The sequence below is a fragment of the Nocardia sp. NPDC058058 genome (assembly GCF_042885355.1).
Classification (GTDB): Bacteria; Actinomycetota; Actinomycetes; order Mycobacteriales; family Mycobacteriaceae; genus Nocardia.
On the sequence record NZ_JBHVSA010000060.1, the window covers coordinates 1 to 1063 of the forward strand.

A 1063-nucleotide genomic window follows, 5' to 3' on the forward strand; every position below is an offset into this window, starting at 1 on the left:
GCCTCGGCACTCCCCCCGTCCTCGCTGTCATCCCAGACGTCAAGGAACAGCGCGAAGCAGTCCGCAAGCAGCAGGCCCTGCTGGACTACGCCCCCGACTGCGAGCAGTCACACCAGATGAGGCAGATCGCCCGAGGGGTGAAGCTCGCATGAGCAAGGCAGACATGCTGGGGGACTCCCCCACCTTCGACGCGGTCGCACAGCCGATGAGCAGCCGCGCTGCCAGCTTCGCCAGGTTCTCGGGGCAGGAAACCGAGCCGGCCGCAGGCCGACAAGAGACGCTCCGCATGCCCGTGGAAGGGCTGGCACACAATCCCTTCAACCCCCGTGTAGAGCTTCGGTCCATCGATGAACTCGCGGACAGCGTGGCCTCGCGCGGAATCATCCAGCCCCTCACCGTCGTCACCAGGCTGGCCTTCCTCGACGCCCACCCTGGCCAGTCGGAACTGGGACGCGCCGCGTTCGTCGTCGTGGACGGCAACAGACGGCTGGCCGCCGCGCGCCTCGCAGGCCTGGACGACGTGCCGGTGCACGTGGACGATTCCCTCGCCGAGAGCGCCGACATCCTCCTGGAAACAGCCCTCACCGCAGCCGTTCAGCACGAGAGCCTGGACCCGCTGGACGAGGCGAAGGCCCTTGCACGTCTCGTCGAGGTACACGGATCCCAGCGCGCCGTTGCGCGCGCCCTGGGCAAGTCCAGCCCCTGGGTGACCCAGCGCATCGCCCTGCTGAAGCTGACCCCCGAGCTTCAGGCAGCCGTCGAGGACCGCAGCCTTCCCGTGGAGATCGCGCGGAACGTCGGGCAGCTACCCGCGCAGCAGCAAAAGGAAGCTGTCCAGGAGGCCTTGGAGAAGCGGGCTCAGACCAAGGAGCGCAAGCGAGCCCAGACCGCCAAGGGTGCTAACGCCGTTAGCACCCCGCCTACGGATACCGGCGTCGACGTACCCGAGCAGGTATCCACGCCTGCGCGGATCCTGCCACCTACATCCGACGCCAGCAGCGCCGCCTCCGATGTACCACGTGCCCTCCAGCCCGCCAGTCCGCAGGCCCAGTCGCCGTGGGAC

1 protein-coding gene is annotated in these 1063 nt (G+C 68.4%); it reads left to right on the forward strand.

Annotated elements, in window-relative coordinates; all coding sequences use genetic code 11:
* Positions 1-148 precede the first annotated feature (148 nt).
* A partial coding sequence (locus tag ACFVUS_RS44175) for a ParB/RepB/Spo0J family partition protein (RefSeq protein WP_387781629.1) occupies positions 149-1063 on the forward strand: 915 nt, incomplete at its 3' end.